This is a genomic window from Streptomyces sp. NPDC042002, from assembly GCF_055588305.1.
Genome location: NZ_JBVJCT010000004.1, coordinates 146,378 through 158,896, shown reverse-complemented (window position 1 = coordinate 158,896; position 12,519 = coordinate 146,378). Strand labels below are relative to the sequence as shown.

Annotated in this window: 12 protein-coding genes and 1 pseudogene; 9 read left to right on the top strand and 4 right to left on the bottom strand. The window is 71.4% G+C overall.

Annotation, left to right across the window (positions count from 1 at the left end; genetic code table 11):
* Nucleotides 1-138: 138 nt before the first annotated feature.
* Nucleotides 139-1,362 (top strand): PucR family transcriptional regulator, encoded by a 1,224-nt coding sequence (locus tag ACZ6KY_RS08405; RefSeq protein ID WP_469309529.1) that lies wholly within the window; start codon nucleotides 139-141, stop codon nucleotides 1,360-1,362.
* A gap of 117 nt (nucleotides 1,363-1,479) precedes the next feature.
* On the opposite strand, the gene ACZ6KY_RS08400 is transcribed toward ACZ6KY_RS08405, so the two are convergent.
* Nucleotides 1,480-2,631, bottom strand: a complete 1,152-nt coding sequence (locus ACZ6KY_RS08400; protein WP_469309528.1) for a glycerate kinase — start codon at nucleotides 2,629-2,631, stop codon at nucleotides 1,480-1,482.
* Between the two features lie 257 nt (nucleotides 2,632-2,888).
* On the opposite strand from ACZ6KY_RS08400, the gene ACZ6KY_RS08395 reads away from it, so the two are divergent.
* On the top strand, nucleotides 2,889-3,956 hold the full coding sequence (locus ACZ6KY_RS08395; protein WP_469309527.1) for an ADP-ribosylglycohydrolase family protein: 1,068 nt from the start codon (nucleotides 2,889-2,891) through the stop codon (nucleotides 3,954-3,956).
* 44 nt (nucleotides 3,957-4,000) lie between these two features.
* Entirely contained in the window at nucleotides 4,001-4,492 is a 492-nt protein-coding gene (locus tag ACZ6KY_RS08390) for an NUDIX domain-containing protein (RefSeq protein ID WP_469309526.1), read from the top strand.
* Between the two features lie 110 nt (nucleotides 4,493-4,602).
* Here the strand turns inward: ACZ6KY_RS08390 and ACZ6KY_RS08385 are convergent, their stop codons facing one another.
* Nucleotides 4,603-4,890 (bottom strand): SHOCT domain-containing protein, encoded by a 288-nt coding sequence (locus tag ACZ6KY_RS08385; protein WP_469309525.1) that lies wholly within the window; start codon nucleotides 4,888-4,890, stop codon nucleotides 4,603-4,605.
* Between the two features lie 253 nt (nucleotides 4,891-5,143).
* On the opposite strand from ACZ6KY_RS08385, the gene ACZ6KY_RS08380 reads away from it, so the two are divergent.
* Nucleotides 5,144-5,572 (top strand): DUF7144 family membrane protein, encoded by a 429-nt coding sequence (locus ACZ6KY_RS08380; protein WP_469309524.1) that lies wholly within the window; start codon nucleotides 5,144-5,146, stop codon nucleotides 5,570-5,572.
* A 33-nt stretch (nucleotides 5,573-5,605) separates the two neighbouring features.
* Here the strand turns inward: ACZ6KY_RS08380 and ACZ6KY_RS08375 are convergent, their stop codons facing one another.
* Both ACZ6KY_RS08375 and ACZ6KY_RS08370 read right to left on the bottom strand, forming a co-directional pair.
* Nucleotides 5,606-6,025, bottom strand: a complete 420-nt coding sequence (locus ACZ6KY_RS08375; RefSeq protein ID WP_469309807.1) for a DUF6325 family protein — start codon at nucleotides 6,023-6,025, stop codon at nucleotides 5,606-5,608.
* 165 nt (nucleotides 6,026-6,190) lie between these two features.
* The gene (locus ACZ6KY_RS08370) at nucleotides 6,191-6,835 is read right to left on the bottom strand and encodes a GAP family protein (RefSeq protein WP_469309806.1); all 645 of its coding nucleotides are present in this window, start codon (nucleotides 6,833-6,835) and stop codon (nucleotides 6,191-6,193) included.
* 240 nt (nucleotides 6,836-7,075) lie between these two features.
* Here ACZ6KY_RS08370 and ACZ6KY_RS08365 point away from each other — a divergent pair, with 240 nt between their 5' ends.
* The 5 genes and pseudogenes from ACZ6KY_RS08365 (at nucleotide 7,076) to ACZ6KY_RS08345 (ending at nucleotide 12,477) form a co-directional block, all read left to right on the top strand.
* Nucleotides 7,076-7,969, top strand: a complete 894-nt coding sequence (locus tag ACZ6KY_RS08365; RefSeq protein WP_469309523.1) for a YhjD/YihY/BrkB family envelope integrity protein — start codon at nucleotides 7,076-7,078, stop codon at nucleotides 7,967-7,969.
* A 174-nt stretch (nucleotides 7,970-8,143) separates the two neighbouring features.
* Nucleotides 8,144-8,455, top strand: a pseudogene (locus ACZ6KY_RS08360) (GMC oxidoreductase); the annotation flags it as partial.
* Nucleotides 8,452-9,870 carry a DUF2252 domain-containing protein gene (locus ACZ6KY_RS08355; protein ID WP_469309522.1) on the top strand — a complete coding sequence of 473 codons (1,419 nt, stop codon included), beginning with the start codon at nucleotides 8,452-8,454 and terminating at the stop codon, nucleotides 9,868-9,870. The pseudogene ACZ6KY_RS08360 and the gene ACZ6KY_RS08355, both read left to right, overlap by 4 nt.
* A 22-nt stretch (nucleotides 9,871-9,892) precedes the next feature.
* A complete protein-coding gene (locus ACZ6KY_RS08350; RefSeq protein WP_469309521.1) occupies nucleotides 9,893-11,710 on the top strand; it encodes a glycoside hydrolase family 15 protein in 1,818 nt (605 codons plus the stop codon).
* A 179-nt stretch (nucleotides 11,711-11,889) separates the two neighbouring features.
* Nucleotides 11,890-12,477, top strand: coding sequence for a histidine phosphatase family protein (locus ACZ6KY_RS08345; RefSeq protein WP_469309520.1), 588 nt, complete (start codon nucleotides 11,890-11,892; stop codon nucleotides 12,475-12,477).
* The last annotated feature ends 42 nt before the right edge of the window (nucleotides 12,478-12,519 follow it).

The following is a 12,519-nucleotide window of genomic DNA, read 5'->3' as shown; positions in this document are numbered from 1 at the left end:
ACCGGCGGACACCTCCGTCCACGGGCTGCGGCCGATACGCGGCGGGAGCCCACCGGTGGTACCCGCCCGTTGTGCATGTGCACAACACCGCGTGTCAGGGGCCTGTGCGACCCCGTGTCCGGGTGGGATCCTCCGGCCATGGGAGGGCGCAGACCGCGGACCGGTCATGACTGGAAGCTGCTCGCGGAGTCGTGTACGGCTCTGCTGGAACGGCTGCCCGAGCTCGTCGACGAGCACGTCAGGCAGCTCACCGAGTACTCCCCCGTCTACGGACAGGTGCTGCCGTACGACCAGCAGTGGCGGGAGGCGGAGACCGCTATGCGCATCGGCATCAAGGCGATCTCCGCGCCCCGGGACTCACCGCGCCGCGATCTGGAGCACGCGGAGGAGGCGGGCCGGCGGCGGGCCCAGCAGGGCCTGCCGCTCGAACTCCTCGTGCACGCCTACCGTGCCGCGGGCTATCTGGTGTGGGACGCGCTGATGGAGAGCGCGGCGGGCCGGGAGCCCGAACGGCTCGCGGTGCTCATGCGGTGCGCCACGATGGTGTGGTCGGCCGTGGACGCGCAGGCCGCGACCGCGTCGGAGTCCTACCTCGCCACGGAACGGGAGCTGCGGCGGCGCACCGACGAGCAGTTGCAGGCCCTGCTCGACGCCCTGCTGGAGGGCCAGGAGGCACCGGGGCTCGCGGCGCGGGCGGCGGCCGGGCTCGATCTGCCCGAGCACGGCCCGTACGCCGTCGTCGTGCTGCGGACGGAGCGCCACGACGGACGGGACGTCTGCGTCCGGCCGATGGTGGGGGCGGGGCTGCGGTTCATCTGGCGGATGCGGGCCGACTGCGAGATCGCGGTGGTGGCGCTGGACGCCGGACAGGGCCTCGACGGAGTGGCCCGGCTGCTGGACGGGCGGCGCTCGGGCCCGGGCGGTATCAGCCCCGTGGTCTCGGGTCTGGGCGAGCTGGGGCGGGCCCGGCGGTGGGCGGAACTGGCGCTGCGCACCTGTCCGCCGGACGCGACCGGTGTCGTACGCCTCGATCAGCGGATGCCGACGGCGCTCGTCGTGAGCCAGCCGGAGCTGGCGGGCCGGCTGGTGTCGGACGTGTTCGGGACGTTGCTGGAACTCGAACCGGGCGACCGGGCCGTGCTGATCGAGACGCTGGACATGTGGCTGGCCTGCGAGGGCTCCGCGGGACGGGCGGCCGGACGCCTGTACTGCCACCGGAACACGGTCTTCAACCGTCTGCGCCGGCTGGAACAGCTGACATCGCGCTCACTGGCCCGCCCGCGCGACCTGATCGAGATGACCTTGGCCCTGGACGCCTACCGGTTGGCGGGCGCGGCGGCGGCCTCGGGAACGGGACGGTGAGACGACAGCGGCCTTACGACGGAGAGGGCGGCGGACCTCCCTCGCGCCGGGGGAACGACGGACGGCCCTCGGACCGAGGAAGCGATCCCCCGGGCCTCAGCCCTCAGCCCTCAGTCCTCAGACCAGGAAGTCCCGCCCGATGTTCTCCGCCACCCGTTCCAGGATCGGACCGGCGTCGGAGACGCACTTCGCGATGTCGGGCTCGACCTCGGTGAGGGGGTACGCCCGCCGGATGCCGGCCCTGCCGAGCGCCTCGGGCCGGAGCGCGAGGCGGCCGCAGACCGCGACGACCTCCTTGCCCGCGGCTCGGGCGGCCGCCGCGACCCCCGCGGGCGCCTTGCCGTGCAGGGTCTGTTCGTCGAGTGACCCCTCACCGGTGATCACCAGCGTGGCGCGCTCCAGCGCGGGCGCGAAGCCGAGCACGTCGAGCATCACCTCGATGCCGGGCCGGAAGCGGGCGCCAAGGACCAGAGCCCCGTAACCGACCCCGCCCGCGGCGCCCGCGCCGGGCGCGGCGGCGTACCCGGCGGCCTTCGGCCCGATCTCCTTCTCCAGGACGCCGGCGAAGTGGGCGAGGGCGATGTCCAGCACCGCCACGTCGTCGGGACCCGCGCCCTTCTGGGGCCCGTACACGGCGGGCGCGCCCTTGGGGCCCGTCAACGGGTTGTCCACGTCGCTGGCGAGGACGAGGTCGACCGCGGCGAGCCGGTCGTCCAGGCCGGACAGATCGGCGCTCGCCACGTCCGACAGCGCGCCGCCGCCGGGAGCCACCGGTTCACCGTCCGCGTCGAGGAAGCGCGCGCCGAGCGCGGACAGCATGCCCGCGCCGCCGTCCGTCGTCGCGCTGCCGCCCACGCCGAAGACGATGATGCGCGCACCGGCGTCCAGCGCGGCGCGCAGCAGTTCCCCGGAGCCGTACGTCGAGGACGAGAGCGGTGCGAAGACGCCCCTGGGCAGCCGCTGCAACCCGCTCGCCTCGGCCATCTCCACGACGGCGGTGTCCCCGCGCAGCGCGAACGCGGCGGTCACCTCGTCGCCCAGCGGTCCGGCGACGCGCACCTCGCGGCGCTCGAAACCGGCCGCGACCGCCGCGTCGACGGTGCCGTCGCCGCCGTCGGCCACGGGCAGCGACTCGACCACCACCTGCGGCGCGACCCGGCGCAGTCCGGCCGTCACCCGCTCGGCGACCTGTACGGCCGTCAGCGACCCCTTGAACTTGTCCGCGGCGATGAGCACACGCGGGGTCCGATCCACTACAGCGTCCGCCACCTTGCATTCCCCTTGCTTTCCGGGCCTTGCACACGTCAAGGCAGTCGCGCCGTTGCGACCTTAACCGGAGGGAGCCCCCGTCGTCATGCCCCTGCCCAGCCTGCGGGACGGGCCCCGGGACCGGCCCGGGGACCGGTCGCCGCGGGGGTGCCCAGCACCGAGCAGCGACGGCACCGGCGGCCTCGGGGGCTCCCGGAACACCCGATTCCGTACCGCCCCGGCGCGCGTGCGCGCGCGGAATTGGGTAGACCGGAGCCATGACCCCTGTGGGCACCGACCTCACCGACCGCGTCCTCGGGGGCTGGCTCGGCCGGATCGCGGGCAACATGCTCGGCAAGCCGGTCGAGCAGGGCGACCACTGGACGCGGGACCGGATCGACCGCTATCTGCGGCAGGCCGCCGCCCTGCCCCTGACCGACTACCTTCCCGGACCCGCCGACGACGGCGCCGGGGGCGAGTTCGAGCTGCGGCCCGAGTGGCGCAGCTGCGTGCGCGGCCGTATCCACGGCAGCTGCCGCGACGACGACGTGGACTACGCGATCCTCGGACTCGACCTCCTGGAGACGCACGGCTTCTCGTTCAGCACCGAGCAGGTCGGTGACCTGTGGCTGCTGCGCCTTCCGTATCTCCAGACGTTCACGGCGGAGCGGGCCGCGTACCGCAACCTCGCCCAGGGTCTGAAGCCTCCGGTGACGGCGACGTACGAGAACCCGTACCAGGAGTGGATCGGCGCGCTGATCCGCGCCGATGTCTACGGCTGGACGTCCCCGGGGCTGCCGCGGCGGGCCGCCTCCCTGGCCCGCCGGGACGCCGTCCTCTCGCATACGGGCAACGGCGTCTACGGCGCGATGTGGGCGGCGGCGCTGATCTCCGCGGCCTTCACCGCGCCGTCCGTCCGGGACGCGCTGGACACGGCGCTCACCGTGATCCCCGCGAGCAGCCGGCTCGCCCGCGCCGTGCGCCGGGTGCTCACGCTCCACGAGACCCGGATGACCTGGGAGGACACGCTCACCACGGTGTCCGAGGAGACCGCCGGGATGGGCTGGATCCACACGGTCCCGAACGCGGCGGTACTGACCGCCGGGCTGCTGTACGGCGACGGCGACTTCACCCGCACCATCGCGCTGACCGTCCGCGGCGGTCTGGACACCGACTCGAACGGCGCGACCGCGGGTTCCGTCGCGGGCGTCCTGTGCGGGGCGGAGGCGATTCCCCCGCAGTGGAAGGACCCGCTGGAGGACACCGTGCGCAGCGCGGTGTTCGGCTTCGACGGGGTACGGATCAGCGAGCTCGCGTCACGCACGGTCGCGCTGGTCGAGGCCTGAGCCGGAGCCGGTGAACGCCCGGTCCCGCTCGTTACCCTTCCTGAGTGACCACTTCGGACTTCGCCGCATACATCGCCGGCCTGCCCCGTGTCCTCGTCGGGGCCGCCGCCCTCTTCCGCGACGCCGAGGGGCGGGTGCTGCTCGTCGAGCCGAACTACCGCGAGGGCTGGACGCTGCCGGGCGGAACGGTGGAGTCGGACGACGGGGAGAGCCCACGGCAGGGCGCGCGCCGCGAGACGGCCGAGGAGATCGGCCTCGACGTGGAACTCGGACGGCTGCTGGCCGTCGACTGGGTGCAGGGCTCGACGCGCCCGCCGCTGGTGGCGTATCTGTACGACGGCGGGGTCCTCGGCGAGCGGGACCTCAAGGCGATCCGGCTACAGGAGGAGGAGCTGCTGTCCTGGCGGCTGGTGCCGCGCGAGGAACTGGCCGCGCTTCTGCCGGGTGCCTCGGGCCGGCGCGTCCTCGCCGCACTCGACGTCCTGGCGGAGAACTCGGGAACGGCGGAACTGGAGAACGGCCACCGGGTCGGCTGACCCCGGGTTCCGTTCACACCCCGGCGGCCGAGGACTGATCCCTCGGCCGCCGGGCCTGTCTTCTCGTCGTGGTCTCGTCGAGGGTTTCTCGTCGAGGGGTCGTGCGCGGGTCAGCCGAGGATCCTGCGCTTCTGTTCGTCGAACTCGGCTTCGGTGAGCACGCCCTGGGCCTTGAGGTCCCCCAGTTGCTTCAGTTGGTCGATCTTGCTGGTCATGTCGTCGGCCGGCGCGGCGGGCGCCGGCGCGGGCGCGGCGGCGGGCGGAGGCTCCTGGTACTGCTGCGGGGCTTCCTGCTGGGCCCAACGCCCCTGTTGACGACGTGACACACGGTTCGAGACGGCGGTGGCCGTACCGGCCACAACGGCGGTGCGGGCGACCCCGCGGAGGAGACCTGGCACGGTGGTTTCCTTTCCGGCACGAGGCAAAAGAATGAGCCCGAAAGGGATTCGACCCCTTGTACGCGCCGAATTCGTTCTCAGCGCACCGGGCAGGTCCATTGGAGCACCGAACGGAATCGTCCGCACATCGAGCTCGGCCTCACCAGGCGTGATTTCCGACGATCTGCCGGACCGTCATTCCCATGGCAAGCTGAAATGTGGGCCACCGACCGTCGCCCGGTCGGTGGCGAGGCCTACGCAGGAGGAGCTCGCAATGGCTACGACGGGTATGCACCGGCAGGGAACCGCCGGAAGTACGGGAGCGTGGGTGTCCGGTTGGACCGCCTTCGCCGCGGTCATGATGATCTTCGGCGGTGCGATGGCGATATTCCAGGGCATCGCCGCCATCGCCAAGGACAGCGTGTTCGTCACGACCAGCAACTACGTCTACAGCTTCAACCTCACCAGCTGGGGATGGATCCACCTCACCCTCGGCGTCCTGGTCGTCCTCGCCGGCATCGCCGTGTTCCGCGGCATGCTGTGGGCCCGCGTCGTCGGCATCACCCTCGCGGGGCTGGCCATGGTCGCCAACTTCATGTGGCTGCCGTACTCCCCCGTGTGGTCCAGTGTGCTGATCGCCATCGACGCCTTCGTCATCTGGGCGCTGTGCGTCGGGTCCGGCCGGGACGCCCGTACCGAGTAGCCGGCCCCGCCCTCCGAGGGTTCTCCGAACCGGCTATCCGGCATCCGTGTCTTCGAGGGCGGCGAGCACGGCCGGTACCGGGATGCGCCCGGAGGCGACCATCTGGGCACCGCCGCGGCGCAGGGCGGTGGCGAAGGGCGCCGCCCACACGTTCTCGTAGACCAGGATCCCGGCGGAGTTGCCGGGCTCCAGGGCCCTCCCGGCTTCCTCGATGTCGTCCTCGCCCAGCAGACCGGAGGACGCGCCCTGGAAGACGGCGAGGTCGAGCGCCCCGTCTCCGTCGAAGTCCGCGATCTCCATGCCGGCCACGGATCCGTCCTTGTCCTTTCTCACGAACAGAAGGTCGAGGATCCGAATGACGCCGCGGTCCACCAGATCCACCAGGATCGGAAATCCCTCGCCGGTCATTCGGTTACCGGGAAACTCCACGACCACATAGTCGATCGGTCCCATCTCGACGAATTCGTCTTCGCTCACGGCTTCACCCCTGCTTGGTCATGGTGGTCCCCCTGCCCCTCGGTCAATGTCATTGCAGCACCGGACGGAAGCCGCCGCACTTCGGTACGACGGCTCCCCGTACCCCGTGAACAAATGGAGCCGGTGGGACCGTTCGGGTGTTCACGCGGTCAGCTGGTAGATGCTCTTGCCCACCAGCCACAGCCCCAGGAACAGCACCAGCGACACCAGCGCCTGGTCCTGGTGCCCCTCCAGCCACCCACGCAGCCTCTCCAGCCGGACGCGCGCCGATCGCGGCGCGAACGTCGCGTAGAGCTCCAACGTGAGGATGCTGGACGTGGCCAGCAGGACGTAGCCCATCAGCGCCGCGTACGACGCGGCGTGCGAGAGGTCGGCGTCCACGACGGTGGCGGCTCCGGCCGCGACCATCCCCCACGGCTGGAGCAGCAGCGCCAGCCCGGCCGCCGACCAGGGCGAGATCCGTTCGATCCGCGACATGAAGCCGGCGGACTTCGGCCGCTTGTCGATGTTGCGGCGGGTGCGCTCCGCGTAGAGGACGAGTCCGACGCCGATGGCCAGTTTGGCGGCCAGCGCGGCCGTGGACGGCGCGGATTTCGCGGGCGGTGGCTGGCCGCCCGTCATGAGCAGGACCGCGGCGATGATGCCGACGAAGGTGGCAAGCCAGGTGAGGATGAAGGCGAGGCCCTTCCAGATCCCGTTCCGCGACGACAGCACCAGCACGAATCCGGTGACCGGCAGCGGGTCCAGGGCGATCACCAGACCGATGAGCAGCAGGTCAAGGACCATCGCCGCCCCCGCGTGGTCTCGCGCGGCTCGCAGCCGCGGCATCGCGCATGCCTTCATCGTCACCTCCCCCGCCCACGTCCACAAATCCGCGCTTCCGCCATGCTCATCACGGCTCGCGGCCCACCCCCGTACGGCCCAACGGCGCTCGCGCCGCACGCCGGGCGACCGCGCCGGACTGCACCCTGGTGGCTCGGTCACCCCCGACGGGGTGCGCGGCCAAGACCCGACGCGGGGAGCGGAATGCGCGCAGGCGAAGGACCCGGCCCGGACACCGGCGGCGGCCGGAGCCGCCTGCGCGAGCGGTCGGCGGCGCTGCGGGCCCGGCTGCTGGGGCTGCGGGCCGGCGCCGAGAGACGGTTCCCGGTGATCACCCGCCTCTCCTCCCATCTCATCGCGGTGAACCTGCTGGACTCCGCGACCCGGCTCGCCGCCCAGGCCTTCCTGACCGCCGTCCCGCTGCTCTTCGTGGTCGCCTCCTTCGCCCCTCAGTCGGTACGCAAGGAGATCGTCGACTCGGTGCACGACATCCTCGGCATCACCGGCTCCGCCGACCAGCAGCTGAAGAAGGTCTACGGGGCCGACTCGGCGGGCCTGCGGCAGAGCACCGGGGCGGTCAGCCTTGTGATGGTGCTGCTGTCCGCCACCGCGTGCAGCCGGGCGATGCAGCGGCTCTGCCAGCGCGCCTGGCTGCTGCCGGCCGCGAGGGCGCGGATCGCCGTCTGGCGCTGGTTCGTGTGGATCGTGACCCTGCTGGTCGTCATCGCCCTGCAGGGACCGCTGCGGACCGGCTTCGGCGTGGGGTCCTGGCTCGGCCTCCCGCTGCTCCTGGTGACCGAGGTCGGTGTGTGGTGGTGGACCCAGCACCTGCTGCTCGCGGGGCGCGTCCCGTGGCTGCCTCTGCTGCCCGGCGCGATCGTGACCGGGGTGGCCCTGACCGTGCTGTCGGTGATCGCCAAGGTGTACGTGCCCAACGCCCTCAACCACAGTCTGGAGCGCTACGGGTCGCTGGGCGCCGTCTTCACCGTGCTGTCCTGGCTGATCGGACTGTGCGTCGTCATCTCCGTGGGCATCACCGCCGGTGCCGTCATCGCGCGGGAACCCGCCGTGGTCCGCCGCCTGGGCTCGCCCGATTAGCTCAACTCGCCGGACATATCGCCCAGAGCTACCTTGGTGATTGATCGGGCCGGATGCCCCCTCTACCGGCAGGCCAGGACGACGATCCAAGGACGGTGGCCGGCATGACCGACTCACGTCACTACGACGTCATCGCCATCGGAACCGGCGACGACCGGGCCGGACCGTGCACACCGGCGCCTGCGGCACGAACGGCAGGGCGTGTTCGGCCACTTGGGGATGCGCGAACACCATCTCCTGTCGCACGGCATCCATCTGCACAAGGGCATGCCCATCGGCGCGACGGCACACCGGGCGGGGACGGTCCGCTTCGGGCCCGACCCCGCCGCTTCGGCTCTCGCCATCAACTGCGAGGCCCATGACCTCGACAGCCTCCACGTCGTCGACACGAGCTTCTTCCCGAGCATCGGCGCGGTGAACCCCTCGCTGACCGCCATCGCCGGCGCACTCCGCGTCGGCGACCAGATCGCGGAGCGTCTGCAATGACCCCCAAGCACCCGGCCGACAGCCACCCCCCGCACCACACCCCGGCGGAGCGCGCCGCGCTCGGCAAGGCCGCCCGGTCCGCCGTACCCCGCTCCAGCCACGCCGACTTCGCCCCCTCACCGAAGCGGAACGACCCGGTGGACGTCGTGGAGGGGCAGTCGGCGAGCCGGGTGCCCGAACTCGTGCCGATCCGCTACGGCAGGATGACCGAGTCGCCCTTCCGCTTCTACCGCGGGGCCGCCGCCATCATGGCCGGGGACCTCGCCGACACCCCCCGGTCCGGTATCAGGGTCCAACTGTGCGGCGACGCCCACCTGTTGAACTTCCGGCTGCTGGCCTCGCCCGAGCGCCGCATGATGTTCGACATCAACGACTTCGACGAGACGCTGCCCGGACCCTGGGAGTGGGACGTCAAGCGGCTGTCCGCCAGCTTCGTCATCGCGGGCCGGGCGAACGGCTTCGACAGCAAGGAGCGCGCCGACATCGTCCGTGCGACGGTGCGGTCGTACCGCGAGTGGATGAGACGCTTCGCCGGTCTGGGCAATCTCCCCGTGTGGTACACGCATTTCGACGAGGAGTGGGTACGGACCCATATCGCCGGGGAGCTGAGCTCGCGGGCCCGCGAGCGCTGGTCCAGGACGACGGCCAAGGCCCGTACCCGGGACAGCCTCCAGGCCTTCGCGAAGCTCACCCACATGGTCGACGGCAAGGCCCGCATCGCCCCGGATCCGCCGCTCATCACGCCGTTGCAGGATCTGCTTCCGGATGTCGAACGCGGCGCGCTGGAGAAGCAGATCCGCAGGCTGGTCGAACGCTACGGCCGCAGTCTGAACTCGGACCGACGGTTCCTCCTGGAGCAGTACCGAATGGCCGACGTGGCCCGCAAGGTGGTCGGTGTCGGCAGTGTGGGCACCCGCTGCTGGATCATCCTCCTGCTCGGCCGGGACGACACGGATCCGCTGCTCCTGCAGGCCAAGGAGGCCGACGAGTCGGTGCTGGCACCGTTCGCCGGCGCCAGCGAGTACCGGACGCAGGGCGAGCGCGTGGTCGCCGGCCAGCGGCTCATGCAGGCCACCAGCGACATCTTCCTGGGCTGGGAGCGGGCCGACGGCATCGACGGCCGCCGACGGGACTTCTACGTACGGCAGTTGCGGGACTGGAAGGGCATCGCCGAACCCGAGGTCATGGTGCCGTCCGGTATGCGGGCCTTCGGTGAACTGTGCGGTGCCACGCTGGCCCGCGCGCACGCGAGGTCGGGCGACCGGATCGCCATCGCCTCCTACCTGGGCGGGGGTGACGTCTTCGACCGGGCGCTCGTCCCGTTCGCCGAGAGCTACGCCGACCAGAACGAGAAGGACCACCGGGCACTCGTCGACGCCGTCCGCTCGGGACGCGTCAAGGCCGAAGCGGCCTGACAAGCCCGACAAGGAGGCCAGCATGGACCGCTATCCGCCCATCGCCGACCACGGCCTGGTCGGGGACCTGCAGACCGCTGCCCTGGTGTCGTCCCAGGGCGTCGTCAACTGGTTCCCGGCACCACGCTTCGACTCCCCCAGCGTGTTCGCCTCGCTGCTGGACCACGACGGCGGCGGCTACTTCCGCCTCGCGCCCGATCACCCCGAGGGAACGTGGAGGCAGCTCTACTACCCGGACACGGCCGTCGTGGTGACCCGCTTCATGTCCCCGGACGGCGTGGGCGAGATCATCGACTACATGCCGGTCCTGCCGGGCCCCACGCCGACCGACCGGCACAGTCTGGTGCGCGTCGTCCGCTCGGTACGCGGCACCGTGCACTTCGCTCTGGAGTGCCGGCCGCGGTTCGACTACGCGCGGGCCACCCACGAACTCGAACTGACCCCCGGCGCAGCGGCGTTCCGGTCCCCGGCCGCGACCGCCTACCTCCAGGGCAACATCCCCTTCGAACGCGACGGACAGGACGTCCGGGGCGGCATCACCCTGGACAACGGCGAGCAGGCGGCCGTGGTGTTCACGGTGTGCGGGCCCGACGGCGAAGCGCCGCCGCCCCCCACGATCGACGGGGTCACCGAGGACCTGTGGAGCAACGTCGACTTCTGGCAGAAGTGGGTGCGCACCTCGAACTACCGGGGCCGCTGGACGGAGATGGTGCACCGCTCCGCGATCACCCTCAAGCTCCTCACCTACGCCCCGACCGGCGCGCCGGTCGCCGCCCCCACCATGGGACTGCCCGAGCAGGTGGGCGGTGAGCGCAACTGGGACTACCGGTACACGTGGGTGCGGGACGGCTCGCTGTCCGTGCGGGCGCTGCTCGACCTCGGCTTCGAGGAGGAGGCGCACCAGTTCACCCGCTGGATCGGCGACCGCCTCCAGGCACGCGAGGGACCGGACGACGAAGTCCTCCAGATCATGTACCGGGTCGACGGTGATCCGCATCTGACGGAGGAGATCCTGGAGCACTTCGAGGGCTACCGCGGCTCGTCCCCGGTGCGCGTCGGCAACGCGGCCTCCGACCAGTTGCAGCTCGACATCTACGGCGAGGCCCTCTACGCCCTGGCCGAGGGCCGCTCGGTCGGTGAGCGGGCCGGATACCACGGCTGGAAGGGGCTGGCCGGCATCCTCGACTGGCTCGCGGACAACTGGGACCGGCCCGACGAGGGCATCTGGGAGACCCGCGGCGGGCGCAAGGACTTCACCTACAGCCGGGTGATGTGCTGGGCCGCCTTCGACCGGGGACTGAAGCTGGCCGCCGAGTTCAGCAGACCGGCCGACACCGCCCGCTGGACCGAGGCCCGGGACGCGATCCTCGAACAGGTGATGGCGCGCGGCTGGAGCGACAAGCAACAGGCGATGGTCCAGCACTACGACGGCGACGTCCTGGACGCCTCCCTGCTGCTGGCTCCCCGTGTCGGCTTCGTCTCCCCGCGGAGCCCCGGCTGGCTGAGCACCCTGGACGCCATGGAGCGCGTCCTCGTCTCGGACAGCCTGGTCTACCGCTACGACCCGCAGGCCTCGCCGGACGGACTGCGCGGCTCCGAAGGGACGTTCAGTCTCTGCACCTTCCTGTACGTCGACGCGCTCGCCCGGGCGGGACGGCTCCCCCAGGCCCGCTACACCTTCGAGAAGATGCAGACGTACGCCAACCATGTCGGCCTGTTCGCCGAGGAGATCGGACCGAGCGGCGAGCAACTGGGCAACTTCCCGCAGGCCTTCACCCATCTCTCCCTCATCATGGCCGCGACGACACTGGACGAGGCGCTCGACCGGCAGCGTCCCTGAACGGCGGGATGTCCGGTCCCTGCGGCAGCGGTTCGACGGTCACGAAGGACACCACGGCGGATCACCAATCCGCGTTCACAGACTTGGACGTCATCTCATTCGGCGAGTCGGCTGCGGCAATGAGGGCGCAGGTGACGAAGTGTCCAGTTGTGACGCCTGATCAGATATCGTGCGCAGCCATGGGTGAACTGATACTGGTCAGGCACGGTCAGACCGGATGGAGCCTGTCGGGCCGGCACGCCGGCCGCACCGACGTTCCGCTCACTGACGCGGGCGAGGCCGCGGCCAGGTCGCTCGCTCCGAGGCTTGCCCGACGCCATCTGACCGCCGTGTTCAGCAGCCCGCTGAGCCGCGCCGTGCGGACAGCCGAGTTGGCGGGCCTTACCGGCGTCAAGCCCGATCCCGACCTGGTGGAGTGGGACTACGGCGGCTATGAGGGCCTTACCGCGGCGCAGATCCAGGAGACGAGGCCGGGCTGGGACCTGTGGCGGGACGGTGTCGTTCCCGGCGACGCGGCCCATCCTGGCGAGCAGCTCCAGCAGGTGGCCGCGCGCACGGACGCGGTGCTGGACCGGATCCGGCCGCTGTTGGACGACGGCGACGTCGCCGTCGTCGCCCACGGTCATCTGGCACGCGTGCTCACCGTGCGCTGGCTCGGCCTGGACGCGTCCGCCGGCCGACTGCTCGGCCACCCGCATCCAGGCACTCTCGGCTTCCTGGCCACCGAGGACGAGCAGCCCTTCATCGCCGCCTGGAACGTCCCGTAGCGGCAGCCCGCCGCTTCACGCCTGCCGTGGAAAGCGCCGGAG

Excerpts from the sequence above, each read along its gene's own strand:
- ACZ6KY_RS08345 (WP_469309520.1), top strand. The coding sequence starts at position 11,890 with ATGGGTGAACTGATACTGGTCAGGCACGGTCAGACCGGATGGAGCCTG.
- ACZ6KY_RS08380 (WP_469309524.1), top strand. The coding sequence starts at position 5,144 with ATGGCTACGACGGGTATGCACCGGCAGGGAACCGCCGGAAGTACGGGA.
- ACZ6KY_RS08370 (WP_469309806.1), bottom strand. The coding sequence starts at position 6,835 with ATGGTCCTTGACCTGCTGCTCATCGGTCTGGTGATCGCCCTGGACCCG.
- ACZ6KY_RS08405 (WP_469309529.1), top strand. The coding sequence starts at position 139 with ATGGGAGGGCGCAGACCGCGGACCGGTCATGACTGGAAGCTGCTCGCG.
- ACZ6KY_RS08395 (WP_469309527.1), top strand. The coding sequence starts at position 2,889 with ATGACCCCTGTGGGCACCGACCTCACCGACCGCGTCCTCGGGGGCTGG.
- ACZ6KY_RS08350 (WP_469309521.1), top strand. The coding sequence starts at position 9,893 with ATGGACCGCTATCCGCCCATCGCCGACCACGGCCTGGTCGGGGACCTG.
- ACZ6KY_RS08355 (WP_469309522.1), top strand. The coding sequence starts at position 8,452 with ATGACCCCCAAGCACCCGGCCGACAGCCACCCCCCGCACCACACCCCG.
- ACZ6KY_RS08375 (WP_469309807.1), bottom strand. The coding sequence starts at position 6,025 with ATGGGACCGATCGACTATGTGGTCGTGGAGTTTCCCGGTAACCGAATG.
- ACZ6KY_RS08365 (WP_469309523.1), top strand. The coding sequence starts at position 7,076 with ATGCGCGCAGGCGAAGGACCCGGCCCGGACACCGGCGGCGGCCGGAGC.